This window comes from Bradyrhizobium sp. 160 (assembly GCF_023073735.1).
In the GTDB taxonomy this organism is placed as follows: domain Bacteria; phylum Pseudomonadota; class Alphaproteobacteria; order Rhizobiales; family Xanthobacteraceae; genus Bradyrhizobium.
The window spans coordinates 23,204-49,673 of record NZ_JADPKD010000052.1; the positions used below are offsets into that span (position 1 = coordinate 23,204).

The window sequence follows — 26,470 nt, forward strand, 5'->3', positions numbered from 1 at the left end:
GCAATCTGTCTCGGAGCCTTTCACGATGCCCTTTCCGCATGCCTCGGAAGCCCTGTCGCGCTTCACCGTGCTCGATCTGACCCGGGTCCGCTCCGGACCGACCTGCGTGCGGCAGCTCGCGGATTGGGGCGCCAATGTCATCAAGATCGACGCGCTGACCGAGGATGCCGGCGGCGAGCAGCCGGGCGGTCCCCGGCGGGGTTCCGACTTTCAAAATCTGCACCGCAACAAGCGAGCGATGACACTCAACCTGAAGGACGAGCGCGGGCTCGCCGTGTTCAAGCGCCTCGCCGCCAAGGCCGACGTGGTGGTCGAGAATTTCCGCCCGGACGTGAAGAAGAAGCTCGGCATCGACTATGAGAGCCTTGCCACGGTCAATCCGCGCATCGTCTATGGCAGCATCTCAGGCTTCGGCCAGGACGGCCCCTATCACAAGCGACCAGGCTTCGATCAGATCGCGCAGGGCATGGGCGGGCTGATGTCAATCACCGGTGCGCCGGGCGGAGGACCGATGCGGGTCGGCATTCCCGTCGCCGACCTCACGGCGGGCCTGTTCTGCGCCATGGGCATCCTCATCGCGCTGCTCGAGCGCGAGGTCTCGGGCAAGGGCCAATGGGTGCAGACCTCGCTGCTTCAGGCCCAGATCTTCATGCTCGACTTCCAGGCCGCGCGCTGGCTGATGGAGAAAGAGGTCGCCAAGCAGGCCGGCAACAACCACCCGACCAGCATCCCGACCGGCGTGTTCAAGACCTCGGACGGATACATCAACATCGCCACCACGGGCGGGCGGATCTGGGAGCGCTGCGCCCAGGCGATCGGCGCGCCGGAGCTCTTTGCCCACCCGGACTACGCGACGGCGCCTGCCCGCTCCAAGAACCGCGACGCGCTCAACGACGAGATCGAGAAGCGGACCGTGACAAAGTCGACCGAGACCTGGGTCCGTGAGCTCAACGAGGCCGGCGTGCCCTGCGGGCCGATCTATGCCATCGACCAGATGTTCGAGGACGCGCAGGTCAAGCATCTTGGCATCGCGCAGGACGTGCCGAACGACGAGGACCGCCACATCCGCCTGGTCGGCCAGCCCGTGACGCTGTCGCGCACGCCGAGCAAGATGGTGGCGCGGCCGCCGGAATTCGGCGAGCAGACGAATGAAATTCTCAAAGAATTTGGCTTCAGCGACGACGAGATCGCCAATTTAAGAGAATCCCGCGTCCTCTAAGGCGCTCTCCCTTTCAGTTACAATGTTGCGGGCATCGGAAACCGGACTTACATGCGCGCTGCTTGAGGCACAATGGAAAACAAGCTTAGTACGGTCACCGTAGACGCAAAACAGGCCGGCTTCGTGCCAAGTTGGCGGCTCTGCCTGGCTCTGTCGAGTTCGATGGCAACGAGCGATTTTCTCGCCTGTATCACCGCAGCATCGCTGCCGTGGTCCACAACCATCACCTCAATCTTCAGTGCACTTTGGGCACTTAGTGTGTGTCCGCGAATACGTATGAAAGGGCTCGTCGATACAGTTGGCCGCTCCAGAAGCAGCTTTGCCGTAGCGCTGTTTGCACTCGCATTGGCAGGCACTCTGTGGGCAACTGACGTCTCCTGGGCGGCTCGACTGCGCGGTGTAAATCCCTCGGTCAAGTTTCTTATGATGCCGATTTTGATATACCATTTTCAGAGATCATCGCGCGCAATCTGGATACTTTCCGCATTCCTTGCCTCGTGCACCGTTCTATTGATGTTGTCTTGGATCACAGCCGCCGTGCCAAACCTCACTTCGATTGCAAGTTTGCAGCCCGGCGTTCCTGTGAAGAATTATATTGATCAAAGCCAATCGTTTGCTTTATGCGCCGTAGTATTGGCGTGGCCGATCCTTGAGTTGATTCGATCTCGCAAAATCAATCTGGCGCTGCTTTTAGTCGCATTATCGATAGCATTTCTTGTGAATCTATCCTTCGTTGTACTCGCCCGGACAGCCCTAATATATGTCCCCGTAATGCTCTTCCTTTTTGGAGCGTTCTATCTACCGCGCTCGATTTTTTACGGCGCGATTGCCTGTTTCGTTTTTCTGGCCGGGTCTGCTTGGCTTGCCTCTTCCACTCTACGGGATCGGACGAACAGCATCCTGCTTGAATATTCGAAATACGGCGATAGCAATGAGATAACTTCGGCAGGAATGCGGCTAGAGTATTGGCGCAAGTCTCTCATTTTTTTTCGAGAAGCTCCAGTCCTTGGGCATGGCACAGGATCAGTTCAGACGCTGTTCGATCGCGCCGCACAAGGCCAAACCGGACTTGCAGCGCAGACGATCAGCAATCCACACAATCAAACTCTTAACGTCGCCGTGCAGTGGGGCTCGATCGGCTGCATGATCTTGTATGCAATGTGGATTGGTCAGCTTAACCTTTTTGGCGGGTCAGGATTCTATCCGTGGCTTGGGTTCATAGTCATCGTACAGAACATTGTTAGCTCCTTGTTCAATTCGCATTTATTCGATTTTGTACCAGGCTGGATTTACGTGATCGGCGTTAGCCTCGCAGCAGGAATGATTTTGCAGCGAGTCGATAGGATTGCTCGACATGATGACGGCACTTGGCGTTAACGCCGTTAGGCGGTGGAGCGTGGCATCGATGGTGCTGCTAGGCTTCCGTCAGAGAATGGACGGGCTTGCAAAAGGCCAATAGACTCGGTTGAACGGCCTGAGATGAGCAGCCATCTAAGATGGTGCCATGCAGCCCCTAGTTTGTGAGGCGGACTTGGGCTACGGCGCCAACTGACGAGTAGGCTCTCAATGGCAGGCCAGAAGAGCAGCACGATCGCCACCGTCGTGATCTAGCCAACCAGCCCGCTCGACCGGAACACCTTCAGGCTCCTCCGCAGCCAATCATGGAAAGTCGGAGGGCATCCTCGGCTGCCAAGCACGAGCGCCAGCGTGAACGGTGCCAAGGAAAACGCAAGCCGATCTATGCCATCGACAAAATGTTCAAGGAACCAAGTCAAGCATCTGGGTGTCGCGCACGCCGAGCAGGATGGTGGCGCAGCCGCCGGAGATTCGGCGAGCAGACCGATGAGGTACTGAAGGAGTACGGCGCCGAGGAGATTGCCAAGCTCAGGGACGCCAAAGTGGGTGAACGTCACTCGGCACCGTCTCCAACGACAAACGCACGCGCTGACGCCTCTGTCGATTTTAGTACTTCGAGACCGCCGGGCCACCAAACTGATAGTTGATGCCGGCGCGCAGATGTGTCGGTAAATCGCGACGATACGTTGGCAGTGATCGTGGAGCCCAGTGCCAACGTGAACGGACCGGACGAGAAGCGTCCCGAGATCCATATAGAAGATATTGGAGCTTGGCATCCAGTTCTGGGTGATTGCCTTCGACACCCGCACCAACGGTCCAGCGCGCGCGTCGTCGAGTTCGAGCCGATCGACGCGATCGCCACACCCGCGGGGGTGAAGCCGGTCATGGCGCCGCTGGTCTTGATCTCCCCGAACGCCAGACCGCCGGTTCCGCAGAACAGCACCTTGGGGTCGCCAGGACGCCGATACGGCCGCAGGCCACAACGACATCGTCTCTAAGAGATTATGCTTCGCGCGATGTCGCCGTGGTCCGATGCGTCCAACCAACGCGGGCGAGCAGGCCGTCAATTACGGGCCAGAACAGTAGCACGATTGCCAGCGTCGTGATCGAGCCGACAAGCCCGTTCGACCAGAACACCTTCAGGGTCCCTCCGGAGCCGATCATGGACAGGCGGAATGCATCCTCGGCGCGGTTGCCGAGCACGAGCGCCAGCGTGAACGGCGCCAGGGGAATGCCGATCTTCTTGAAGACGTAGCCGACGATTCCGAAGCCGAGCATCAGCCAGATGTCGAACATCGCATTCTGGATCGCATAGGCGCCGATCGCGCACGACACCACGATCATCGGCGCGACCGCGGCGAACGGCACGCGCAGGATCGAGGCGAAGATCGGCACCGTCGTCAACACCAGCACGAGGCCGACGACGTTGCCGAGATACATCGAGGCGATCAGGCCCCAGACGAAATCCTTGTGCTCGACGAACAGCAGCGGGCCGGGATTGAGCCCCCACACCATCAACCCGCCGAGCAGGATGGCCGCGGTGCCGGAGCCGGGAATGCCGAGCGCCAGCATCGGCAGCAGCGCCGAGGTGCCGGACGCATGCGCCGCCGTTTCAGGCGCGAACACGCCCTCGATGCGACCCATGCCGAAACCCTCGGGATTCTTGGCGAAGCGCTTGGCCAGATTGTAGCCCATGAAGGACGCCGCGATCGCGCCGCCCGGGGTGATGCCGAGCCAGCAGCCGATGAAGGACGAGCGCAGCAGCGTGACCCAATATTTCGGCAGGTCCTTCCAGACCCTGAGCACGACGCGGAGCGAGATGCTCGCCGCATGCCCGCGCAGCGCCAGCCGTTCCTCCATCGTCAGCAGGATCTCGCTGATGCCGAACAAGCCGATGACCGCGACCAGGAAGTTGATGCCGCGCAAAAGCTCGGCCGAACCGAAGGTCATGCGCAGATTGCCCGAGACCGTATCCATGCCGACGCCGGCGAGCAGGAGACCCAGCGACATCGAGATGACGGTCTTGTGCTTGGCTTCGCGCCCGAGGCCGACGAAGGAGCAGAAGGTCAATAGATACACCGCAAAGAACTCGGGCGGGCCGAACTTCAGCGCAAAGGACGAGATCATCGGCGCGAGGAAGGTGATCAAGAGCACCGCGACCAGCGAGCCGATGAAGGAGGACGTGAACGCCGCGGTCAGCGCCTCCGCTGCCCTGCCCTGCTGCGCCATCGGATAGCCGTCGAAGGTGGTCGCGACCGACCACGCCTCGCCGGGGATGTTGAACAGGATCGAGGTGATCGCGCCGCCGAACAGCGCGCCCCAGTAGATGCAGGACAGCATCACGATCGCGGAGGTCGGATCCATCGTGAAGGTGAGCGGCAACAGGATCGCCACGCCGTTGGGGCCGCCGAGCCCCGGCAGCACGCCGACGAAGATGCCGAGCACCAGCCCGACCAGCATCAGCACAACTGTCTTCCACGTCAGCAGGACCGCGAAGCCGTGAATCAGGAGACCAAACGCTTCCATCGCGATGCGCCCTAGCGCCCGAGGGCCGCTTCGAGCGGCCCTTTCGGCATGATAACGTCGAACGCGATGTCGAAGGTGACGAACATGATTGCCGTGAACACGAGGGCTGTGAGCAGCGACTTCCACAGCGCGATCTTGCCGACGAAGCGCATGAAGCCGGAGATCAGGAGGAAGCTCGCGACATAGAGGCCGAGGAATTGGGTCACCAGGCAGAACAGCAGCGTCGGCACGAACACCGCCATCACGCGGCGGGCTTGCGCCCGCGTGACAAAGGTCTCGCGCGCGGCGCGGTGCGCGAGGAGCGCGACGATCAGGCCGTAGAGGCTGCCGCCGCCGAGAATGACGCAGAGATAGAACGGGAAATAGCCGGGCTCCGGCCCGGTCGCATCCCAGGCCGCACCGGTACGCCAATTGTCGTAGCCGAGCGTGACGGCAAGGGCCAGCAGCATGAGGCAGACGACGATCTCGATCGTGCCGGAGGAAACGACGGAGGGGGAGTCGTCCTCAGGCGCGGTCGGATCCTCGACGACGATTTCAAGATCCGTTTGGGACATGAGCTGTCAGGACAGAGTGCGTTCAATTCCCCCTCCCCGCTTGCGGGCAGAGGGTCGGTGAGGGGAGTCTCCGCGGAGCCAGTGAGAGTTATTCTCGCGGAGAGTCCCCCCCCACCCGGATCGCGTCTTCGATGCAAATCCGACCTCTCCCCGCAAGTGGGGCGAGGTGACAAGCAGCTACTTCGCGACGAATCCCGCTTCCGTCATCAGCGCCTTGTTGATGGCATCGTCCTCCTCGAGGAACTGCACCATGTCCTTGCCGGTGAGGAAGATCGGCTTCAGGGCCTGCTTCTCCATATAATCCTTGTACTCGGCAGTCTGTGTCACTTTGTGGAAGAGATCGACATAGAACGCCTGCTGCTCCGGCGTGACCTTGCCGGGCAGGAACATCGCGCGCAGCATCAGGTACTGGACGTCGACGCCCTCCTCCTTGCAGGTCGGGATGTCGGCCCAGGACTGCGTCTCGGTCACCTTGGCGGTGTAGGCGATGCGCTCCTTGTCGAACACGCAGAGCGGACGCACCTGGCCCGCGCGCCAGACTTCGAGATTTTCCGAGGGGTTGTTGACGTTGGCTTCGGTGTGGTTGCCGACCAACTGGGTCGCCGCCTCGCCGCCGGACTTGTAAGGCAAATAGGAGAATTTCGCGCCGGTCTTCTGCTCGAGGAAGACGGTCAGCACGTGATCCTCACGCTTGGAGCCGGTGCCGCCCATTTTGAACGGCGAGCTAGCCGCCTTCGCGGCTGCGACGAACTCCTTCACCGTCTTGGGACCTGCGCTGTTGTCCCACAGCACGAATTGGTCGAGCGCGATCACCGAGACCGGGGTCAGCTCGCGCCAGTTGAAGGGGATCTTCGCCGACAGCGGCAGCATGTAGATCAGCGAGTAGGCGATCAGCACCTTGTTCGGATCGCCCTCGCTGGATTTCATGTACATCAGCGCTTCCGCGCCCGATGCGCCGCCCTTGAGCGAGACGACCATCGGCTGCTTCATCAGATTGTTCTTCTGGATCGCGGCCTGCATCATCCGCGCCATCTGGTCGGAGGCGCCACCCGCGCCCGCCGCCACCACGATCTCGACGGGCTTTGCCGGTTCCCAGCCGGCGAAGGCCGGCGTGCCCAACAACAGCGCCGTCGCAGCGCCGACGGCCTTCACTGGAATTCGCACGAGTTTCATCCCCTGATGTTTTTTGAGTTGTAGTGCGGAAAATTCTATCGCTGCATTGTGCGGACTAATACTGACGAGTTCAAGCAGGCGGGCAATTCAGCGCATATGACTTTCGACTGACGAAGCCGAAAGCTTATGATAATTTACCTGCCCTTCCAATTCGGCGCTTGTTGGGGAAGGCGTCCATGCCGTTGCGGAAATCCCCGCTCATATAGGCCTTCAGGATCAGGTTCATTTTTAAGGATCATAATGGGAATGCAAGCCTATTAGCTTATCCGCCCGTAGCCGATACCACTCTGCCGCCTCATCCGACGGTCCCCGAGATCCCTGCTGGAACCGATCATGCCATTTGAAAGCTACAACAACAGCCGCATCCTCGTGACCGGGGGCGCCGGCTTCATCGGATCGCATTTGTGCGAGCGACTGCTCGAAGCGGGGGCCGAGGTGGTGTCCGCGGACAATTATTTCACCGGCAGCCGGCGCAACATCGCCCATCTGATCGTCAATCCGCTGTTCGAGGCGGTCAGGCACGACGTCACCTTCCCGCTCTACATCGAGGTCGACGCGATCTTCAACCTTGCCTGCCCGGCCTCGCCGATCCACTACCAGCGTGACCCCGTGCAGACCACCAAGACCTCGGTGCACGGCGCCATCAACATGCTCGGCCTCGCCAAGCGGCTGAAGGCGCGCATCTTCCAGGCCTCCACCAGCGAGGTCTATGGCGATCCGCTGATTCATCCCCAGACCGAGGACTATTGGGGCAACGTCAATCCGATCGGCATCCGCTCCTGCTACGATGAGGGTAAGCGCTGCGCCGAGACGCTGTTCTTCGACTATTGGCGCCAGCATGGCCTGCCGATCAAGGTCGCACGCATCTTCAATACCTACGGCCCGCGCATGCAGCCCAATGACGGACGTGTGGTGTCGTCCTTCATCGTCCAGGCGCTTCAGGGCGAGCCGATCACAGTGTTCGGCGACGGTGGGCAGACCCGCTCCTTCTGCTATGTCGACGACCTCGTCGAGGCCATTACGCGGCTGATGGTGACACCGGAAGACGTCACCGGCCCGATCAATCTCGGCAACAATTCCGAATTCACGATCCGCGAGCTCGCCGAGAAGGTCATTAAGCTCACGGGCTCGCGTTCCAAGCTGGTGTTCAAGCCGCTGCCGCAAGACGACCCGCGGCAGCGCCAGCCCAACCTCGCCAAGGCGAAGGCGGCGCTGAACTGGGAGCCGAAGGTCGTGCTCGAGGATGGGCTGAAGGAGACGATCGGCTACTTCAAGCGCTCGCTTGAACTGACCTGATTCCGCGCAGCTTCCATCATCCGCAGCGAGCTTTCACAACGAGCGCCCTGCGACTGCGGCCGTCACGGACGCCTTCACCGTCTTACGACCTGCGCTGTTGTCCCACAGCACGAACTGCTCGAGCGCGATCACCGAGACCGGCGTCAGCTCTTCAGCGCATATGACTTTCGACTGACCAAGCCGAAAGCTCATGAGACTTTACCTTCCCTTCCAGTTCGGCGTGCGCTTGTTGAGGAAGGCGTCCATGCCCTCGCGGAAATCCTCGCTCATATAGGCCTTCAGGATCAGGTCCTCGCCCTCTTCGCGCGACAGCGTGCGGCGGATACGGCGCACCGCTTCCTTGGTCGCTTCCAGCGTCAGCGGCGCGTGGCTGGCGACGAGCTTTGCGGTCTCGTCGGCGCGGCGCCGCAACGTCTCGACGTCGGGCACGACCTCGTTGAGCAGGCCGAGCGCGAGGGCTTCCGGCGCCTCGACGAGGCGCGCCTTGAAGATCAAATCCTTGGTGCGGGCGGGACCAACCAGCGCGACGACGCGGCTGATGTTCGACATCGACAGGCAATTGCCGAGCGTGCGCGCGATCGGAAAGCCGATCCGGGTCGTCTCGGTGCCGATGCGGAGATCGCAGCAGGCCGCGATGCCGGCGCCGCCGCCGGTGCAAGCTCCCGCGATCGCAGCGATCACGGGCACGCGGCACTGCTCGAGCGTACCGAGCACGCGGTCGATGCGGGCCTCGTAGTCGAGCGCGTCCTGCGCGGACTTGAAGGCGCGGAACTGCGAGATATCGGTACCGGAGGCAAACGCCTTGTCGCCCGCGCCGGTCACGATCAAGGCCTTGATCGAACGATCGGCGTTGATCTCCTGGCAGATGTCCGCCATGCGGTCATACATGGCGAAGGTCATGGCGTTGCGTGCCTGCGGGCGGTTGAAGGTGATCTGCGCGATGCCGTCCTGGACGGAGTAGAGCAGGTCTTCGCTGGCAGTTGGTGCGTTCATCGCGCTCACTTCTTCTTCAAGTTGGATGGATCAAGCCACCTGGGCCTTTGCCATCGGCATCATTTCGCGTCCCTTCAGGACGTCCATGGCCGCCAGGACGCCGCCGCTCCGGTGCGGGATCTTTGCGAGATCGAGGCCCATCTCGACCCCGGCGAGCGTGCCCATCAGCATCAGATCGTTGAAATGGCCGATATGGCCGATGCGGAACACCTTCCCCTTGATCTTGTTCAGGCCGGTGCCGAGCGACATGTCGAAGTTCTCCAGCACCACCTTGCGGAAGGCGTCGGCGTCGTGTCCTTCCGGCACGCGAACGCCGGTCAGCGCCGGCGAATGCGCGGCAGGGTCGGCGCACTGCGTCTCAAGGCCCCAAACCTTGACCGCGGCCCGTGTCGCCGCGCTGTGTCGCTTGTGGCGGCTCCAGACGTTCTCCAGCCCCTCCTCTTCCAGCATCTTGACCGCCTCGCGCAGGCCGTAGAGCAGGTTGGTTGCGGGCGTATAGGGGAAGGTGCCGAGCTTGTTGAAGCTGATGACCTCCTGCCAGTCCCAGTAGGAGCGCATGCCGGGGTTGGCTTTCGCCACCGCGAGCGCTTTCTCCGAGACGGCGTTGAAGCCGAGCCCCGGCGGCAGCATCAGACCCTTCTGCGAGCCGGCGACGGAGACGTCGATGCCCCAGGCATCGTGCTCGTATTCCATCGAGCCGAGGCCGGAGATAGTGTCGACCATCAGCAGCGCCGGATGCTTTGTGCGGTCCAGAATCTTGCGCACGTCGAGCGGCGGCGTCACGCAGCCGGTCGAGGTCTCGTTGTGCACGACACAGACCGCCTTGATCGCGTGCTGCTTGTCGGCGGCAAGACGCTTCTCGATCTCGGCGAGATCGGCGCCATGACGCCAGTCGCTCGGAATGAAGTCGACGTCGAGCTTGAACTTGTCGGCGATGCCGCGCCACAGCACGGCGAACTGGCCGGTCTCGCACATCAAAACCTTGTCGCCGGGCGCGAACACGTTGACCATCGCCGCTTCCCAGGCGCCGGTGCCGGACGAGGGGAAGATGATCACGGGTTGCTGGGTGCGAAACACCCGCTGCATCGAGGCGAGGACCGCAAAACCGAGCTCGGCGAACTCCGGACCGCGATGGTCCAGGGTCGGCATGTCCATCGCGCGCAGCACCCGGTCGGGCACATTGGTCGGTCCTGGAATCTGTAAGAAATGCCTTCCAGTATGCACGGTCATCGGCGTCCTTCCCGGTCTAGCCTTGGTTTGGTGGCCGCCGAATAGCACCATTTGACCGGCTTGTCCCCTCCTCCAAGAGGGTCCGTCCGTGCATAACGAGCCGACCTGCCCTCGGATACCATCCCCTTTCACCGCGACCACTTTACGTGCCGACGACCTTCAGATGCGGCGATGCATTGCCCTGCGGGCGCTGCTCCAAGAGCTTCATCGCGACGTCGACGCCGCCGGCGCGATGCGGCACGCCCGCAACCGACAAGCCCATCTCGACGCCGGTGAGCGCGCCGAGCAGCGTCAGGGCGTTGCATTCGCCGAGATGGCCGATGCGGAAGACCTTTCCGGCGACCTTCGACAGGCCGGAGCCGAGCGACATGTTGTAATTGTCGAGCACCACTTTCCGGAACTGGTCGGCATCATGTCCCGGCGGCATCAGCACGGCCGTGAGCACCGGCGAGTACTCGGCCGGCTCCTGGCAGAGGATCTCAAGGCCCCAGTGCTTGACGGCAGCGCGCGTCGCAGCAGCCAGCCGCTGGTGGCGAGCGAACACGTTGTCGAGGCCCTCTTCGAGCAGCATCGCGATCGCCTCGCGCAGGCCGTAGAGCAGATTGGTCGCCGGCGTGTAGGGGAAGAAGCCTTTGGCGTTGGGCTTGAGCATCTCCTCCCAGTCGAAATAGGAGCGCGGCATCCTGTTGGTCTTTGACGCAGCACGGGCCTTTTCCGAGATCGCGTTGAAGCCGAGACCGGGCGGCAGCATAAATCCCTTCTGCGAGCAGCTGACGCTGACATCGACCTTCCACTCGTCGTGGCGGTAGTCGACCGAGCCGAGCGAGGAGATGGTGTCGACCATCAAGAGCGCCGGATGCGAGGCGCGATCGATCGCGGCGCGGATCTCGGCGATGCGGCTGGTCGCACCGGTCGATGTCTCGTTATGCACGACCATGACGGCCTTGATCGCGTGCGCGGTGTCATCGGTGAGCCTCGCCTCGATCACGGCCGGATCGGCGCCGCGGCGCCAGTCGCCCGGAACGAAATCGACCTCGATGCCGAAGCGCCCGGCCATCTGCCGCCACAGCGTGGCGAAATGGCCGGTCTCGATCATCAGCACCTTGTCGCCCGGCGACAGCGTGTTGACGATCGCGGCCTCCCAGGCGCCGGTCCCCGACGAGGGGAAGATCACGACGGGAGCTTTGGTCTGGAAAATCTTCTGGCTGCCTTCAAGCACGGCCCGGCCGAGCTCGGCGAATTCAGCGCTGCGGTGGTCGATGACCGGCATATCCATGGCGCGCAGCACGCGTTCGGGCACCGGGCTCGGGCCTGTAATCTGGAGGAAATGGCGTCCCTGATGCATGAAAACCTCCCTGTCGGTGGGGTTCTGGCCGGCTCCTTTCGGCTATTTTGCATTCATTTTTTGTCCTTTCAATCGAATTTTGGTATTCTATTGTGGCCGTCGACGCGACTAAACAGGCAAATTACTGTGCTACAAATGAAATCCACGATTCCCGACACCGGGGTTCCGATTGCCCCGCCCAGCCTAAATGGCGGCGATCGCCAGGAGGCCTCGCTTCATGGCGAGATCCTGTTGCGGCTGCGCGATTACGTGGTCGAGGGCAACATTCCGGAAGGCGGGCGCGTTCCCGAGCGGCAGCTTTGCGAGATGCTCGGAATCTCCCGCACGCCCCTGCGCGAAGCCTTGAAAGTGCTCGCTGCCGAGGGGCTGATCGAACTTTTGCCCAACCGCGGCGCGCGGGTGCGCCAGCTCAGCCAGCGCGACCTCGAGGAGCTGTTCGACGTGATGGCGGGACTGGAGAGCCTCGCCGGGCGCCTCGCCTGCGAAGCCATTACCGACGCGGAGATCACCGCGATCGAGCAGCTGCATTACGAGATGTACGGCCGCTATCTACATCGCGACATGCACGGCTATTTCCAGGCCAACCAGCGCATCCATGAGAGCATCGTCGCGGCCGCGCGCAACGAGACGCTGACGGCGGCTTACGCCAACTTCGCCGGCCGGATCCGGCGCGTTCGCTACTCCGCCAATTTCGCCCGCAATCGGCAGCGCTGGGCGGAGGCCATGCGCGAGCACGAGGCCATTCTCGATGCGCTGCGCCGGCGGGCTGCGAGCGAGCTCAGCGACATCCTGTTCCAGCACCTGCGCAACAAGCGGGCGGCCGCGATCGAGCACCTGACCGAACCCCGAGAGGACGCGCCGGTCTCGTCCTGAGAGGATGGCCGGGTTGCCCATTCTGAATTCACAATAATCGAACGCGAGACATAGTGAATAACTCAGCAAGGCTGGGCCACCTCGCTGGATCGGTCCGGGATCAGGGATGACAAACGCTTCCTCGCTGGAACGGCGCCTGCGCGCGGAAATGACCGGCGACGTCCTGTTCGACGGTTTCAGCCGCGGCCGCTACGCGACCGATGCCTCGTTCTATCAGATCATGCCCGCCGGCGTGGTCGTGCCCAAGACCATGGACGAGGCCTTGCTGTCGCTCGCCATTGCCCGGGACGAGGGACACAAGGTCACCCCGCGCGGCGGCGGCACCTCGCAATGCGGCCAGACCGTCAATGACGGGCTCGTGGTCGACCTCTCCAAGCATCTGAACCGGATCCTGTCGCTCGACGTCGAGGGGCGCACCTGCGTGGTCGAACCCGGCATCGTGCTGGACGATCTCAACCGCCAGCTTAGAAAGCACGGCCTGTGGTTTCCGGTCGACGTCTCCACGGCCTCGCGCGCCACCATCGGCGGCATGGCCGGCAACAATTCCTGCGGCGGCCGTAGCTTGCGCTATGGCACCATGCGCGACAACACGCTGTCGATGGAGGCGGCCCTTGCCGACGGCACGCTGAACCGTTTCGGCGAGGTCTCGGGCGATCTCTCCGATGTCGAGGCCGGCGACAGCACACGGGCCCTGTTCCGCGACATGCTCGATCTCGGCGCCCGCGAGGCCGAGGAGATCGCCGCACGCTTTCCCAAGGTGCAGCGCCGCGTCGGCGGCTACAATCTCGATGCGCTGGTGCCGCGCAATGCACCCAACAACATGGCGCATCTCCTGGTCGGCTCCGAGGGCACGCTGGCCTTCACCACCAAGGTTGAGCTGAAGCTGTGGCCTGTGATCCGCAACAAGGCGCTCGGCGTCTGCCATTTCGGCAGTTTCTACGAAGCGATGGACGCAGCCCAGCATCTGGTCAGGCTCAAGCCGATCGCAGTCGAACTGGTCGATCGCACTATGATCGCACTCGGCCGTGACATCGCGATGTTCAAGCCGATCATCTCCGCCGCGATCAAGGGCGATCCAGACGCCGTGCTGGTGGTCGAATTCGCCGAGGAAGACCAGGCGGACAATCTGGCGCGCCTCAAGCAGTTGGGCGAGCTGATGGGCGATCTCGGCTTCGGCTGGAACAACGACAAGCGCAAATGGGGCGGAGTGGTCGAGATCACGGAGCCGGCGCTTCAGAGCGGCATCGCCGATTTCCGCGCCGCCGGCCTCAACGTCATGATGTCGATGAAGCGGGAGGGCAAGCCGGTCTCCTTCGTCGAGGACTGCGCGGTGCCGCTGCCACACCTCGCCGACTACACCGCACGGCTGAACGAGGTGTTTGCCAAGCATGGCACCAGCGGCACCATGTATGCGCATGCATCCGAAGGCTGCCTGCATGTGCGGCCCGTGCTGAATCTCAAGTTCGAGAAGGACGTCGAGGCGATGCGCGCCATCGCCGAAGAGGCGTTTGCGCTGGTGCGCGAATACAAGGGCTCGCATTCCGGCGAGCATGGCGACGGCCTGGTGCGCTCCGAATTCCATGAGACCATGTTCGGTGAACGCCTCGTCGCCGACTTCAAGGAAGTGAAGCAGCGCTTCGATCCCGACGGCGTTCTCAATCCCGGCAAAATCGTCGATGCGCCGAGGATGGACGACCGCTCGCTCTTCCGCTACCGGCCCGATTATCGCGTCACCGAGCTGAAGACCAGGCTCGACTGGTCCGCTTATCCCGGCGCAGGCGGCGGCTTCCAGGGCGCGGTCGAGATGTGCAACAACAACGGCGCTTGCCGCAAGCTCGAGGGCGGCGTGATGTGCCCCTCCTATCGCGCGACGCGCAACGAGAAGGATGTCACGCGGGGCCGCGCCAATACCTTGCGGCTGGCGATCTCCGGCCAGCTCGGCCCGGACGCGCTTGCCTCCGACGAGATGATGGAGACGCTGAAACTCTGCGTTTCCTGCAAGGCCTGCCGCCATGAGTGCCCGACCGGCGTCGACATGGCCAAGATGAAGATCGAGGTGCTGGCCGCGCGCGCAGAGTCTCATGGCCTCACGTTGCGCGACCGCCTGGTCGGCTACCTACCGCGCTATGCCGACCTCGCCTCACGCTTCGCGCCGGTGGCGAATTTGCGCAACCGCAGCCCGCTGTTGCGAAGGCTGTTCGAGCGCTTTGCCGGCATCAGCGCACGCCGCGCCCTGCCCGCCTTCCGCAGCGACGTGTTCGTGCCGCCGGCCGACAGCGTGGGGCCGGAGAGCGGCCGCGAGGTTGTTCTCTTCGCTGATACGTTCAACCGCATCTATGAGCGCGAAAACCTCGACGCAGCGCTGCGCGTGCTCGCGGCCGGCGGCTATCGCGTCCATCTGCCGAAGCCTACGAGCGGCAGCCGCCCGCTCTGCTGCGGACGCACTTTTCTCTCAGCCGGGCTCATCGACGAGGCCAAGGCCGAGCTCGATCGTCTGGTGCCTATCTTCGCGCCCTTTGCCGCGCGCGGCGTGCCGATCATAGGTCTCGAGCCGAGCTGCCTCCTGACGCTCCGCGACGAGCTCGCGTCCCTACGCAAGGACAACGACGCCACGGCGGTCGGCGCCCACGCGCTGACCTTCGAGGAATTTCTGGTGCGCGAGGCCGAGGCCGGCCGGCTGCAATTGCCGCTCGGTAACCTCGCCGATAAGGCAGTCGTGCACGGCCATTGCCATCAAAAATCCTTCGGCGCCTTCAAGCCGGTCGAGCAGGTGCTGCGCCTCGTCCCGCGCCTTGAGGTCGAGACCATCGAATCGAGCTGCTGTGGCATGGCCGGGGCCTTCGGCTATGGCGCCGACACCTACGATGCCTCGATCGAGATGGCCGAGCTGTCGCTGCTGCCGGCCGTGCGGCGCGCAGACCAGACGACGCTGGTCGTCGCCGACGGCACCTCCTGCCGCCACCAGATCCACGACGGCACCCAGCGCGAGGCCCTTCACGTCGCGCGCGTGCTGGCGATGAGTCTCGATCGCGCCGAGACCAATTCCACTTCTCCAGCTGCAAAGGAAATCAGCCATGGCTGACCTCACCCTCGACACCGCTCGCAAGATCCTCGACGCTGCCTTCGCGAAGGCCGGCGAGCTCAAGCTGAAGCCGCTGGTCGCCACCATCCTGGACGCGCGCGGCGTGCTCAAGCTCGCTGCCGCGCAGGACGGCACCAGCCTGATGCGCGCCGAGATCGCGCACGGCAAGGCCTATGGCGCGCTGGCGATGGGGGTGGGATCGCGCGCCTTGTTCCAGCGCGCGCAGGAGCAGGCCTTTTTCATCGATGCGGTGAACACCATCGCCAAGGGCGCGCTCGTGCCGGTCCCCGGCGGCGTGCTGATCATGGACGGCACGACGCTACTTGGCGCAGTCGGCGTCTCCGGCGACACGTCGGACAACGACGAGGCCTGCGCCGTCGCAGGCATCCAGGCCGCAGGCCTAACGGGCAACGCAGGATAGCTCCATCCAGGCTCCGCAGGATACTGAGGATGTGCCTTTGACGGACTGTCGGAAGCGCGCTCGCTTGATATGGGGGAAACCGTATACGTATGCGTTCCCGGGGGCGCACGGGCTAGCCTATGATCTTGCATCGCTTGGTGCCGACCGCCGCGAAGAAGGTACTGAGCAGGCAGCCGACATCGTCAATTGGCAGAAGTAGTGGGGCCACCGCGCATTCGTTCAAGACAACACTATCGAGCAAAACGTGTCGAAGACTACTATAGAACCAAGGTACAGCTAAAATGCGGCAATTTGCCTGTCACGCCCAAGGCCAGGCAACAGGCTTTGAGTTCAAGGCTCGCTGCGTTCCTGCCTGTCACGGTCTACCTGAAGCTTAGCAGGTGGTGTCGTGGCGCAAATCAGATTGCGCAGACCCTGAGTCAAGCTAACTGCTTCGTGCTGATCCTGGGTGAGCCAGGAACTGTCCATCAGGCCGCGTCCTGCTGCTTTTGCGAGTGTCGGTAGAGCGCGACGGCGTCCCAGAACACGTCCTCTTCATAGCAGCCGACTACATTGTTATGGAGATTCAACGTAGCAACGTGGTCCCCGGCGCCATCACCACGGGGGTTCGTCACGACCAGGATAACGCCACCGCCCTCGGTCCTCACGGACAGCCGAAAGCTCTCCTTCTCTAGTACTTTACCACTTCGTGCAGCTTTACCTTCATCGCCGAGCTCCTCACGCCTCGCCAAGGTCAGTCGCGAAACAGCAAGGCTCAACGGAAATCGGATTCACACTGCCGTGAAGCTCGTTCGCATCAATACTTCGCGTTGTAGCACTGCTCCTCAGGATCCAGGACCGAGACCATGCGCAGAACTTCGTGTCCTCGGCATAGACGCGCCAGCTGCTTGCGAAGATCGCGTATGTCGTCAGGCGTCAGCTCGTAGCTATCGCTGCGGCTGCCGCCGGCGTCCGAACTCAGCCAAAAGGAGACTGGCAAATGAAATTTGGCGAAGTGGAACGTTTGGCCACCTACGCCGCAGCTGGGCAACCGCCAGGCCATGATCGCGCTCGACCAACCTGAACGGGACCGCCGACACGACGTCGTGCGGGCGCATGTGGAACGCCTAGAGCGGCTGGTGAACGAGGTGCGGAAGGTGCTGCGCCGGCCGGGAAGCGACAAAAGAAGGTGGCGTTCCTGCGCGAGGTGCTCGCGGTCCAGGGGTACCGCGTTTAGAGCGACGGCTCCGATACGCTCCGGGCCCGAAAGTCATCTCGTCGGACCGGCTTTCGGGGACGTACCCCGGGTGACCCATGATCGCAGAGAGCAGTCAGCCCCGGTCGACGAAGTCGCTCCTCTCAAACCCGCTAAATCACACAAAATCGATAACCGCAGCGCCAACAGGTCGCCCCCGATTCGGAGTGCCCGGCGTTCGCCGGCCGAGTTTTGCGATAACTTCCGACCAGACAAAGGCCAACGATCACGGCGATGAGCCGTCAGATTGCAGGCAGTTCGCGCAATGTCGACAAAGCCAACAAATTCTCACCGTTGACCGAGCTCGGATTCAGTGATCCCAAAAACACGCTGGGGCTCACGGAGAGCAAAGTATGCGCAACGAACAGGAAGTCCTCAACGCAAGTCCATTCACTTCCATTCCCGATGACCCGTTTCCGTCCACTCTACCGCACGATCGCGCCATCGACCGTGCTCAGGATCCGCTGCCGCTGGAAGCGCCCCTGCCCTGGAGCCCAGCGTACCTCACGAACCTCCCCCTGAGATCAAGAAGGCGATGCTCGCCGCAGCCTACGCCCAGCTCATGATCGATCGACTGGCCGCGCTTCAGAACGAAGAGGTCAGCAAGTACACCGGCATCTCTCGAGTTGAGCTGGGTCTGCGCGTCTGGAATGCGCCGATAGTCGCGTCGCGAGAGAGCTAGCAGTGAGCTGAAACTGTCCGTATATCGTGTCGTGATCCTTAACCACGCAAATTCGATCAGTGATGCGTTCTACCCCGTTGCTATGCTTGCTCCTGACCGCCTGCTCTTCGATCTGGGTCGATACCCCAGCTCCATTGCCAGAGGCCCGGCCAGTGCAAGCACCAAGCCAAGAGGAAATACAGAAAGGCGTTCAGATCGCCGCCCAAACAGCAAAGCTGATCATGCCGGTTGAGATCTCCGCGCTACGAAGTACGGACCACGGCCCAGGAAGCTACTTTGTCTGCCTGCGAGAGGCGACCCCGTTGCCCGACAGACCCCGCCGCATATATTCTGTGTTTTTCGACGATGTGTACAAGGACTTAAGGCAGTCCGTCATTTTAGAAAACTGCGAGCAACAGCAGTATTCGGCAGTCAATTGAGGATGACGGACGCGCGGCCGCCTTGGCGGGAGTTCATTTTCGTGGAGGATGAACGGTAGCGAGTCGTCCGTGAAGAACCTCCAAGCGGTTGATCAAGAATCAGTTTTCGGGGCGAGAAGGTCTTTGGGATTGCAAACTTTCGGGCTTTGACCGCCCAAAAGCTTGCAGTTTCATTTTTGAGGATTCCGTCGAATCACGAGCCGTGATTCCGTCGTGTTGCAACGACGCTGGCGCACGCCAAAGGCGGTCAATTCGTGACCCACGTGAAGGCGCTGCCCGGCAACCCTATGACGGGCATACGCTCGCAGCCGTCATCCCGGACATGGAAGCCCTCATCGGCAATACCCTCGAGCGCCTCCTCGCCGACAAGGGCTATCGCGGCCACAATGCCCCACCCGATTACAAGTTGAGGGTGTTCACGTCAGGGCAGAAGCGGCGGGTGACGCCACAGATCACGCGCGAGCTGCGAAGGCGGTCCGCCGTCGAACCGGTATCGGCCATCTCAAATCCGAGCGTCGAATGGGCCGCAATTATCTCTGGCATCGCGAGGGCGACGCCAGCAACGCCGTCCTCGCCGCCGTCGGCTACAACTTCCGCCGCCTGATCTGCTGGCTCAGGCTCTCGTTGTGGCAAATCCTGGCCATCCTCTTCGCCCGACCCCGGATCAATCCAGCCTGAATTCAGGGTTCTTCACGGACGACTAGCGATGGCATGCTTCGTTTGGCTTCGCGGATTGCGCGGCCCCTCCGCCGAGATCTGGCGAGACCACGATAAAATCTACCGCAAACGCTCTGAGGATCGGCTCCTCGCGGTCCGTGAGCTGACAGAAGCCGAAGCACAGGAGCCATTGAAAGCTCCTGAAGCGGAAGTACTCCATTCCATCGGAGATCGAGAATTAGGCGCTTGCTCTGCAAACCACACAGGCGCGCCGCACGCATACCGCGACACTATTAGGCCCCGGGAACCTAGCTGGCTGCCAATGCCAGAGCTCCGGGTGCCGTCTCCTCACGTCCGTGGCGCCGTTTTAGGAACCGCTTCTCGACGAGATGATAAGACAAGACGGCCGTAATCGTAGTCAAAGCAGCGGCAATCAGCATGCCGGCCCAAAAATTTTCCGTGACACGATTGATCACCAGCTGCTGGATCGGAAAAGCGTAGATATAAACCCCATAGGAAATATCGAACCGGCTGCGAACTAAGTTGTCCGCGAAGGACACGCCTATGACGACCGTGAGAACGGCCAGGCTTGCTGTGCCCAGTACTTGGCATTCTGGTCGGCCGCGCATGAGGAAGAGCATCAGTAGCGCAGCCACAATCATATAAGCCCGATAAGGCAACCAGGAAGCCTTGGTCGTGGACAGGAGAGCGCCGCTCGCAAATGACACGCCGAAGAGAGCGAAGAAAGTGGCAGGGATTCCATAGAAGGCATAATCGAAATGCGTGCACTGCATTGCTATCACGGCGCCCCCGGAGAGCCACAGCAGCCAAGCTGCGGTTTTCCATGATGGCCACATCGAGAGCAGCGATCCGATCACGACGTACCAGGCAAACTCGATGGGTAGTGTCCATAAACTACCGTTGATCGCATCCTTGAAAATGAAATCCGAAAAGACGTCGGGATCGGTCTGCCGCCGAGGGTCGCAAACATGAGGAATGTGCGAACCTGTTCGCAGAGCGAGTGGGCGGTTTTGGGCCCCAGCGTGAAGCCACCTCACGCCAAGCCGTCTTCAAGGCTGCCTAATGGCGTGAAAGCATCGGAGCGAGATCGTCTCTGGTGATAGTGCGGGTGACGCTGTCCGGAGTCCGCCGGCGTGAACCGGCGGGCCTTGTGAGTGCGAGCCGAAGATGGCTTTATCGGCTAGCTCTCGCGCGCGCAGCATTCAGTTCTGCTTTTACGCCTGAGGTTGCTGCATCAGTCGGCTGTCGACTTGAGGGCGTTGAGGTCTCGCGCCCATAGCCCCTGATCGAACTGTCGAACCCGAAGTGACCCGATCAGAACTCACGCAAGCAGAGACAATTAGGACGGGAAGGCCGACCAATACCGCCTGCATAATCGCCTGGATGCCCATGCTGGCCTAACCGAGATGCCTCCGAATCGATCCTCCAGCTCCGCGCCATGAAACCATTTTCCCTGGGCGCGAAGTCGGCCTGAAACAAACGAGGCCTAGCCTTCTCTCTTCCAGAGCATGTCCCAGAAGGGGAGCTACCTCTATGATCAGTCCAACGTGGGCTCGCAAAGCACGCAAGCTCGTCATAGTAAATTTGCTGATCGGCGCGGCCGCTCTGTTAGGATTGGCCGCTCACGAGCCAGTATCAAGTGCTGCCCTCGGTAGTGAATGGCAATGCAGCAGAGCGGCATTTGTTCTAACAACGTGTCATCACGTAACTGACGAAGTTGCGACGCAAAAAACGGCCGCTCTCGATTAGTCGGCACGCCATCTGCCCCAACGTTGGTTGCCCAAGCCAAAATCCGAAACCAAGATCAGGCTTGCGAACTGCGCTTCACCGGCGTGCGCGACTTGATCGCAGTACGGAGAGTACCCGCCCGTTCATGGGAACGAACCGAGAACAAACGGCGGCAGGCGCCGACTGCGGCCGGGCCGCGACGTTCCGCACGATCGGCGGGGCACGCCCATTTGCTAGCACAGAGGCCCGCCAACGTGGGCCGGCGCGCCTGTGTCTTCTCGCCAACTGATTTGCGTTAAAATCTACTCCCCGCCTTTCTCAGGCCCTTTAACGTCGTGGGCCGAGATAAGCAGAGCCGTTCGGCACATCATCGAATGTCAGGACGCTGAGCGCCAGCCATCCGAAGAAGATCCCGGTGACGATAAGCAGAGCCTTAAGCGAAGATCTCATGGTGCGCCGAGGGATCGAATTTGGAGGTTGTGCGATCATCCCACCACAGTTTGAATTTGGTCTACCCTCGGGGGTAGCGGTCCGCAGATTGAATCGATTTTTAGATTCGCCCAACATACCGTTGGCAGGGCGTTAGCTTGAGCATATTCACGGTCATTGCGGGAGCCGCATCGTATGTAGCTGTCACGACTCTCTTGGGGTATGTGCTGGCGGCGATGGATGTGGAACTCTAGCCACGGCGCCTTACCTCCTCTTCACCATGGCAGATACAGCGCCACGGACAAGTACGATGATACTAAGAGCCCACGCGAATGGGCTGATCATTGTCCGCCCAATAGGCCGCGCCGAACCACTCGCTTCTGAGATTGAAAACAGCTCCAGGTCTAGGCGAGAATTTGGCCTGGAGCCGAGCTCCTAATTCGCAAACCTCTGAGGCGGTGCCTGCCGAACACATTAAGAACGCGATCCTCAAGTTCTGCACCGCCTTTCATCCCGGCTATCCATCAGTTTCATCTCGAGCCGAGATGACGGCTCGCGCTCAGTTGTCGCCACGATGCGACAGATTGATCATGAGTTCTGTGGACGCCGTCTATTCTGCCGGAACTCTTGAGATCCGCGATGTGTGGTTTCGCACAAAGGCGCGGGCCGGTTGCTCGAGAACATGGTAGCTGATCACAGCCAGCCCTAACGTAGATAAGACGCCGGCCATGAGCACAGCCATATGATCGAAGCCGCGGTGTAGCATCGGCCACATCAGCATCGGGATTGTGACGAAGCCATATATGTATATGCCGTAACTGACATCGCCTAGGTAGACGAGAGGCTTCCATTCCAGCCAAACAGGGCGCTTCTCAGCCGAATAATGAATGATCGCCAAAATAAACGGAACAGCCGTCGCGTTGAGTATGGTTAGATTGTTGGTCGTCAGTCCGGCGAAGCACGATGCGACGAATGCAAATCCAGATAAGCAGAGTAGAGAAAGTCGCGGCTCAATCAGTTTCCGCTTCCAAATCACCGCCAACGCGATCCCGACTAGGAACTCAGCAAGCCTAAACGGAGGGAATGCATAGTAGAGCCACATACCCCCTGGCTGCGGGGCGACACGTTGCACGAGGCCGGGCAGGAAGCTCGCAAGCCACAGGCCAACTAGCCACAGGACGGCGATCTTCGCGTCACGCAATCTGTGTTGGATGGCGAGACATACAAACGGAAACAGGAGATAGAAAAACAGCTCTACAGAAATCGACCATGAGCCGCGGTTCAGACCCAGCTCGTACATGCTTGGGAACCAAGCCTGCATCAGCGTGACATTCGCAACAACATTGAGAGCCTGAGCGTCCGAGGGAGCCCCGGTGTTGTAGGCGGAATACGAGAGAATGAACGCGAGTGCAAAGGCGGGATACAACCGGGCTACGCGCGCTAATACAAAACTGCCATATGCGATTGGACGATCCCAATGGCTGATCGCAAGCACAAACCCCGACAAGATGAAGAAAAACGTCATACCGGTGAAACCATTGTCCACGAGATTTGACAGTCCGGGAGGTAGTTCCTGAACAAATCGAACGTGGAAGAGGAAAACATAAAGCGCGCAAAAGAAGCGCAAAGAGGTAAGGGAATGGATCATTCCACACTCTAGCTGCGCCCCCAGCGCGGCCGCCTGCTGCATATACCGTTGGTTGCCCGCGATCAAGGCTCTCAGTTGTTCGCCACGGTCGCCAGAAGTTGCTCTGCGACGAGCTACTAGATCAATTGGCCCCAAATCATTAAGTGCACCTCAGTATATCCGCGTGCCGGCGAGCGTTTCCTGGTTACGATCACCGATAAGGCTTTGTACAACGTCATCAAGCGTGTCCTGCTGGCATTCGGCAGCTATACTTTGCCGCCTGCTACCCTCGCGGAAGCGGCTAAGCAGCTCGAACTCACCTCTGAGGTCTAATCACTGGGCGAGCCACGCAATCCCCCTTCGTCCTATCTTCCATAGCTTGATCGAGCTCGGGTCGGAAAGCTACTTCCCCGTCCAGACCGGCTTGCGCTTTTCGGTGAAGGCCTTCAGGCCTTCCTTGGCGTCCTCGGTCATCGCAAGCAGCGCAATCTGGCTTTCGGTGTAGGCGATGCTCTCGTCGAATGACATCGAGGCGATCGCGCGCATGGCGTATTTGCGGCGGCGGATCGCGGTCGGCGATTTGTCGACGATACGCGCGATCAGCCAGTCGACCTTTGCATCTAACTCCGCGGCGGGCACCACGTAGTTCAGGAGGCCCGCGGCCTGCGCCGCCTTGACATCGAACGGCTCACCCGTGAGCGCCCATTCGTTGACAAGCCGCGGCGGCGCGATCCTCTGCAGCAGGCTCAGGACCTGCATCGGGAACACGCCGACCTTCACCTCCGGCAGGCCGAAGATGACGTGATCGGCTGCAACCGCCATGTCGGTCATGCACAATAGGCCCATGCCGCCGGCCATGCAGACGCCGCCAACCCGCGCAATCGCAGGCTTAGTGGCGTTCTGTGACAAACGTAGCAGATCGGCATAGTCGACATTTGGTTTGGAATGATCCATCGCGAAAGCCGCGCCGGAATTCTACAGGTCGGCGCCCGCGCAGAACGCCTTGTCGCCCGCGCCCGTCAGCACGATGACGCGGACGTCCTTGTCGTCATGCGCGTCGCGATAGCCTTCTGATGCCGGCGATGACATCGCCGTTCAGGGCGTTGCGTTTCTCCGGCCGGTTGATGGTGATCCAGAACGCCTGCCCGCGCTTCTCGGTAATGACCGCAGTGGTGTCGCTCATGGCACGCTCGCTTCCTTGGCTCCGTTTTGCTGTCATTTGCGGCAGCTCGGGCGCCAGGTGCAAGCGCAATCTGCGGCGAGGCGCCGCTTTAGCGCCTCGACACAAATTTATAGAGCAATCGAAGCGCTGCTGGCGAATTTGCGCAACAGCAACCTGCTCTTGCGAAAGCTGTTCGAGCGCTTTGCCGGCATCAGCGCGCGCCGTGCCCTGCCCGCCTTCCGCAACGATGTGTTCGTGCCGCCGGCTGACAACGTGGGACCGGAGAGCGGCCGCGAAGCGGTTCTGTTCGCCGATACGTTCAACCGCATCTATGAGCGCGAAAATCTCGAAGCTGCGCTGCGCGTGCTTGCGGCCGGAGGCTATCGCGTGCATCTGCCGAAGCCGTCGAGCGGCAGCCGCCCGCTGTGCTGCGGCCGCACGTTCCTGTCAGCCGGCCTCGTCGAGGAGGCCAAGGCCGAGCTCGATCGTCTCGTGGCCACCTTCGCGCCCTTCGCCGCGCGCGGCGTGCCGATCATAGGTCTAGAGCCGAGCTGCCTCTTGACGCTCCGTGATGAGCTCGCCTCGTTACGCAAGGACAACGACGCCAACGCGGTCGGTGCCCACGCGCTGACTTTCGAGGAATTTCTGGTGCGCGAGGCCGAGGCCGGACGGCTGCAACTGCCGCTCGGTAACCTGGCCGACAAAGCCATTGTGCACGGCCATTGCCACCAAAATCCTTCGGCGCCTTCAAGCCGGTTGAGCAGGTGCTGCGCCTCGTCCCCGGCCTTGAGGTCGAGACCATCGAATCGAGCTGCTGCGGCATGGCCGGCGCGTTCGGCTATGGTGCCGACACTTACGATGCCTCGATCCAGATGGCCGAACTGTCACTGCTGCCGGCCGTGCGGCGGGCGAACCAGGCTACGCTGGTCGTCGCCGACGGCACCTCCTGCCGGCACCAGATCCACGACGGTGCCGGGCGCGAGGCCCTTCACGTCGCGCGGGTGCTCGCCATGAGCCTCGATCGCGACGGACCCAATTCCAGTTCTCCAGCTACAAAGGAAACCAGCCATGGCTGACCTCACCCTCGACACCGCCCGCAAAATTCTCGACGCCGCCTTCGCGAAGGCCGGCGAGCTCAAGCTGAAGCCGCTGGTCGTCACCATCCTGGACGCGCGCGGCGTGCTCAAGTTCGCCGCCGCGCAGGACGGTACCAGCCTGATGCGCGGCGAGATCGCGCACGGCAAGGCCTATGGTGCGCTCGCGATGGGGATGGGTTCGCGCGCCTTATTCCAACGCGCGCAGGAGCAGGCCTTTTTTATCGACGCGGTGAACACGATCGCCAAGGGCGCATTGGTGCCGGTCCCCGGCGGCGTGCTGATTATGGATGGCACGACGCTTTTCGGCGCCGTCGGTGTCTCCGGCGACACCTCCGACAATGACGAGGCCTGCGCGGTCGCGGGCATCCAGGCGGCGGGGTTGAAGGCGAATGCAGGCTAGGACTCACCGGCCGAATGACAAAAGAAGACAGCTAATCCGGATGCTGGTCGCTGATCCCTACCGATGCGATCCGAGAGACCGGCTCTGACGTTCTCGACGAGACGGTGGGGCTTGAGCATGGCTGTTCGCCGTCGCGCCTACAAGGCAGCTTCGACTGATCATGCTCAATGCCTGCCGCGACGACCTTTCGCCAAGACCATGAAACGGGCTATCGCCTCGCGCGATCGGACTGGAACGCGTTCTCGCAGCTGGCTCTATCAACTTTCAACAAGTCCGCTGGCACGAAGTTCGACGCTAAAGTTTAAGCTCGCGACCGTCGATGCGTTGGACGCGAAGGCCTGATCAGGCCGCGCTTGCCCGCTTGCCTCGTGGTCATGGTTTCAGGGCAGACGCAGATGCCAAGGTGAAGATCGCATGTCGCTGGACGTTGGAAAAAAATGGGCGGAGCGAGCGGATTTAAACCTCCGCCCCTGCGTCCCGAACGCAGTGGATATCTTCTAAGTTATTGATCTTTCTTGGTGTGGGGGCTGGATCGGTCGCATTCTGTTCACGGTCATTTCACCCAATTCATTGCGATTTCGTTGCGGCGTCCCGGACGAGAACGGGGCTTGCGGGAGATCTGAGATAGTGGATGCGGGCTAGGTCCTGGCCGCCGGCAACGCGGCCCTTTTCCAAATCCTAGCTTCCAAATGAACAGCCGAGTGGAGCGCTAAGTCCAGGAACTCCGCACCAACGTCTGCCTTGAGCGAACGCCAGAATGGCGGATCAAAATCCGTTTGATTATTCAAGGATTCCAATGAGCGTTTGGAAAAAACGGTCGAATTCGCCTCTAGAGAGATCAAAAGCTTAGAGCGTTAGCCCATCGGACTGAATCGCTGGGGATTCACAAATCAGCGTTTTGATGATTCAAGCTTGCCGCCGGGATTGGAGGCCGGCGGGCATGGCG

General features: G+C 61.4%; 17 protein-coding genes and 5 pseudogenes. 12 read left to right on the forward strand and 10 right to left on the reverse strand.

Annotated features, from left to right (window positions below; genetic code table 11):
• Positions 1-25: 25 nt before the first annotated feature.
• The gene (locus IVA98_RS19580) at positions 26-1,219 is read left to right on the forward strand and encodes a CaiB/BaiF CoA transferase family protein (protein ID WP_247355354.1); all 1,194 of its coding nucleotides are present in this window, start codon (positions 26-28) and stop codon (positions 1,217-1,219) included.
• A 72-nt stretch (positions 1,220-1,291) separates the two neighbouring features.
• Positions 1,292-2,596 carry an O-antigen ligase family protein gene (locus tag IVA98_RS19585; RefSeq protein WP_247304156.1) on the forward strand — a complete coding sequence of 435 codons (1,305 nt, stop codon included), beginning with the start codon at positions 1,292-1,294 and terminating at the stop codon, positions 2,594-2,596.
• 981 nt (positions 2,597-3,577) lie between these two features.
• Here IVA98_RS19585 and IVA98_RS19590 read toward each other — a convergent pair.
• The 3 genes from IVA98_RS19590 to IVA98_RS19600 form a co-directional block, all read right to left on the reverse strand.
• Complete coding sequence (locus IVA98_RS19590) at positions 3,578-5,101, reverse strand: tripartite tricarboxylate transporter permease (protein ID WP_247304155.1); 1,524 nt, start codon at positions 5,099-5,101, stop codon at positions 3,578-3,580.
• An 11-nt stretch (positions 5,102-5,112) separates the two neighbouring features.
• Positions 5,113-5,655 carry a tripartite tricarboxylate transporter TctB family protein gene (locus tag IVA98_RS19595; RefSeq protein WP_247304154.1) on the reverse strand — a complete coding sequence of 181 codons (543 nt, stop codon included), beginning with the start codon at positions 5,653-5,655 and terminating at the stop codon, positions 5,113-5,115.
• A 177-nt stretch (positions 5,656-5,832) separates the two neighbouring features.
• Complete coding sequence (locus IVA98_RS19600) at positions 5,833-6,819, reverse strand: Bug family tripartite tricarboxylate transporter substrate binding protein (RefSeq protein WP_247355355.1); 987 nt, start codon at positions 6,817-6,819, stop codon at positions 5,833-5,835.
• A gap of 342 nt (positions 6,820-7,161) precedes the next feature.
• Between IVA98_RS19600 and IVA98_RS19605 the strand changes: the two genes are divergently transcribed.
• Complete coding sequence (locus IVA98_RS19605) at positions 7,162-8,124, forward strand: UDP-glucuronic acid decarboxylase family protein (protein WP_247304151.1); 963 nt, start codon at positions 7,162-7,164, stop codon at positions 8,122-8,124.
• A 39-nt stretch (positions 8,125-8,163) separates the two neighbouring features.
• Here IVA98_RS19605 and IVA98_RS37275 read toward each other — a convergent pair.
• From IVA98_RS37275 to IVA98_RS19625, 4 genes and pseudogenes are all read right to left on the reverse strand, one after another.
• Positions 8,164-8,274 (reverse strand): annotated as a pseudogene (locus tag IVA98_RS37275) (tripartite tricarboxylate transporter substrate binding protein); the annotation flags it as partial.
• Between the two features lie 48 nt (positions 8,275-8,322).
• Positions 8,323-9,117, reverse strand: coding sequence for an enoyl-CoA hydratase/isomerase family protein (locus IVA98_RS19615; RefSeq protein ID WP_247304149.1), 795 nt, complete (start codon positions 9,115-9,117; stop codon positions 8,323-8,325).
• A 30-nt stretch (positions 9,118-9,147) separates the two neighbouring features.
• Positions 9,148-10,347 (reverse strand): pyridoxal-phosphate-dependent aminotransferase family protein, encoded by a 1,200-nt coding sequence (locus IVA98_RS19620; RefSeq protein ID WP_247355356.1) that lies wholly within the window; start codon positions 10,345-10,347, stop codon positions 9,148-9,150.
• Between the two features lie 142 nt (positions 10,348-10,489).
• A complete protein-coding gene (locus IVA98_RS19625; RefSeq protein WP_247355357.1) occupies positions 10,490-11,692 on the reverse strand; it encodes a pyridoxal-phosphate-dependent aminotransferase family protein in 1,203 nt (400 codons plus the stop codon).
• A 135-nt stretch (positions 11,693-11,827) separates the two neighbouring features.
• On the opposite strand from IVA98_RS19625, the gene IVA98_RS19630 reads away from it, so the two are divergent.
• The 6 genes and pseudogenes from IVA98_RS19630 to IVA98_RS19655 form a co-directional block, all read left to right on the forward strand.
• Entirely contained in the window at positions 11,828-12,565 is a 738-nt protein-coding gene (locus IVA98_RS19630) for a GntR family transcriptional regulator (protein ID WP_247355358.1), read from the forward strand.
• Between the two features lie 106 nt (positions 12,566-12,671).
• Positions 12,672-15,647, forward strand: a complete 2,976-nt coding sequence (locus IVA98_RS19635; protein ID WP_247355359.1) for an FAD-binding and (Fe-S)-binding domain-containing protein — start codon at positions 12,672-12,674, stop codon at positions 15,645-15,647.
• Positions 15,640-16,068 carry a GlcG/HbpS family heme-binding protein gene (locus IVA98_RS19640; protein ID WP_247304140.1) on the forward strand — a complete coding sequence of 143 codons (429 nt, stop codon included), beginning with the start codon at positions 15,640-15,642 and terminating at the stop codon, positions 16,066-16,068. The genes IVA98_RS19635 and IVA98_RS19640 overlap by 8 nt, the downstream gene beginning before the upstream one ends.
• Before the next feature lie 31 nt (positions 16,069-16,099).
• Positions 16,100-16,267 carry a type II secretion system protein GspG gene (locus IVA98_RS19645; protein WP_247304137.1) on the forward strand — a complete coding sequence of 56 codons (168 nt, stop codon included), beginning with the start codon at positions 16,100-16,102 and terminating at the stop codon, positions 16,265-16,267.
• A 1,570-nt stretch (positions 16,268-17,837) separates the two neighbouring features.
• Positions 17,838-17,984, forward strand: a complete 147-nt coding sequence (locus tag IVA98_RS19650; protein ID WP_247304135.1) for a hypothetical protein — start codon at positions 17,838-17,840, stop codon at positions 17,982-17,984.
• A 634-nt stretch (positions 17,985-18,618) separates the two neighbouring features.
• Positions 18,619-19,081, forward strand: a pseudogene (locus IVA98_RS19655) (IS5/IS1182 family transposase); the annotation flags it as partial.
• Positions 19,082-19,368: 287 nt separating this feature from the next.
• On the opposite strand, the gene IVA98_RS19660 reads toward IVA98_RS19655, so the two are convergent.
• From IVA98_RS19660 to IVA98_RS19670, 3 genes and pseudogenes are all read right to left on the reverse strand, one after another.
• Positions 19,369-20,118, reverse strand: a complete 750-nt coding sequence (locus IVA98_RS19660; RefSeq protein WP_247355360.1) for an acyltransferase family protein — start codon at positions 20,116-20,118, stop codon at positions 19,369-19,371.
• A 1,730-nt stretch (positions 20,119-21,848) separates the two neighbouring features.
• Positions 21,849-22,886 carry an acyltransferase family protein gene (locus IVA98_RS19665; RefSeq protein ID WP_247304131.1) on the reverse strand — a complete coding sequence of 346 codons (1,038 nt, stop codon included), beginning with the start codon at positions 22,884-22,886 and terminating at the stop codon, positions 21,849-21,851.
• A 381-nt stretch (positions 22,887-23,267) separates the two neighbouring features.
• Positions 23,268-24,048 (reverse strand): annotated as a pseudogene (locus IVA98_RS19670) (enoyl-CoA hydratase/isomerase family protein).
• Between the two features lie 123 nt (positions 24,049-24,171).
• On the opposite strand from IVA98_RS19670, the pseudogene IVA98_RS19675 reads away from it, so the two are divergent.
• The 3 genes and pseudogenes from IVA98_RS19675 to IVA98_RS37690 all read left to right on the forward strand — a co-directional run.
• Positions 24,172-25,103 (forward strand): annotated as a pseudogene (locus IVA98_RS19675) ((Fe-S)-binding protein); the annotation flags it as partial.
• On the forward strand, positions 25,096-25,524 hold the full coding sequence (locus IVA98_RS19680) for a GlcG/HbpS family heme-binding protein (protein ID WP_247304129.1): 429 nt from the start codon (positions 25,096-25,098) through the stop codon (positions 25,522-25,524). The pseudogene IVA98_RS19675 and the gene IVA98_RS19680, both read left to right, overlap by 8 nt.
• A gap of 50 nt (positions 25,525-25,574) precedes the next feature.
• Positions 25,575-25,746: pseudogene (locus tag IVA98_RS37690) on the forward strand (caspase family protein); the annotation flags it as partial.
• Positions 25,747-26,470 lie beyond the last annotated feature (724 nt).

Coding starts and splice junctions, on each gene's coding strand:
- IVA98_RS19625 (WP_247355357.1), bottom strand. CDS start 11,692: ATGCATCAGGGACGCCATTTCCTCCAGATTACAGGCCCGAGCCCGGTG.
- IVA98_RS19640 (WP_247304140.1), top strand. CDS start 15,640: ATGGCTGACCTCACCCTCGACACCGCTCGCAAGATCCTCGACGCTGCC.
- IVA98_RS19665 (WP_247304131.1), bottom strand. CDS start 22,886: ATGATCCATTCCCTTACCTCTTTGCGCTTCTTTTGCGCGCTTTATGTT.
- IVA98_RS19595 (WP_247304154.1), bottom strand. CDS start 5,655: ATGTCCCAAACGGATCTTGAAATCGTCGTCGAGGATCCGACCGCGCCT.
- IVA98_RS19615 (WP_247304149.1), bottom strand. CDS start 9,117: ATGAACGCACCAACTGCCAGCGAAGACCTGCTCTACTCCGTCCAGGAC.
- IVA98_RS19580 (WP_247355354.1), top strand. CDS start 26: ATGCCCTTTCCGCATGCCTCGGAAGCCCTGTCGCGCTTCACCGTGCTC.
- IVA98_RS19605 (WP_247304151.1), top strand. CDS start 7,162: ATGCCATTTGAAAGCTACAACAACAGCCGCATCCTCGTGACCGGGGGC.
- IVA98_RS19635 (WP_247355359.1), top strand. CDS start 12,672: ATGACAAACGCTTCCTCGCTGGAACGGCGCCTGCGCGCGGAAATGACC.
- IVA98_RS19680 (WP_247304129.1), top strand. CDS start 25,096: ATGGCTGACCTCACCCTCGACACCGCCCGCAAAATTCTCGACGCCGCC.
- IVA98_RS19620 (WP_247355356.1), bottom strand. CDS start 10,347: ATGACCGTGCATACTGGAAGGCATTTCTTACAGATTCCAGGACCGACC.
- IVA98_RS19590 (WP_247304155.1), bottom strand. CDS start 5,101: ATGGAAGCGTTTGGTCTCCTGATTCACGGCTTCGCGGTCCTGCTGACG.
- IVA98_RS19585 (WP_247304156.1), top strand. CDS start 1,292: ATGGAAAACAAGCTTAGTACGGTCACCGTAGACGCAAAACAGGCCGGC.
- IVA98_RS19630 (WP_247355358.1), top strand. CDS start 11,828: ATGAAATCCACGATTCCCGACACCGGGGTTCCGATTGCCCCGCCCAGC.
- IVA98_RS19650 (WP_247304135.1), top strand. CDS start 17,838: ATGCTCGCCGCAGCCTACGCCCAGCTCATGATCGATCGACTGGCCGCG.